This is a genomic window from Hafnia paralvei ATCC 29927 (assembly GCF_001655005.1).
GTDB lineage: Bacteria > Pseudomonadota > Gammaproteobacteria > Enterobacterales > Enterobacteriaceae > Hafnia > Hafnia paralvei.
This window is the reverse complement of the sequence record NZ_LXET01000081.1, coordinates 1-336: the sequence shown is the minus strand read 5'-3', so window position 1 is coordinate 336 and position 336 is coordinate 1. Positions and strand designations below refer to the sequence as shown.

The window sequence follows — 336 nt, the reverse complement described above, 5'->3', positions numbered from 1 at the left end:
TCTACACGACCGGTAACAACAGTACCACGGCCAGAGATAGAGAATACGTCTTCGATTGGCAGCAGGAATGGCTTGTCGATAGCACGCTCTGGTTCTGGGATGTAAGAATCCAGAGTTTCAGCCAGTTCTACAATCTTAGCTTCCCACTCAGCTTCGCCTTCCAGCGCTTTCAGAGCAGAACCACGGATGATTGGAGTGTCATCGCCTGGGAATTCGTACTGAGACAGAAGTTCACGAACTTCCATTTCTACCAGTTCCAGCAGCTCTTCATCATCAACCATGTCGCATTTGTTCAGGAACACGATGATGTAAGGAACGCCAACCTGACGACCCAGC

At 49.7% G+C, this 336-nt stretch carries 1 protein-coding gene; it reads right to left on the bottom strand.

The features are described 5' to 3' along the window. Positions 1–336 (bottom strand): GTP-binding protein (locus M988_RS22175; RefSeq protein ID WP_248846539.1); only part of this gene is annotated, 336 nt, incomplete at both ends.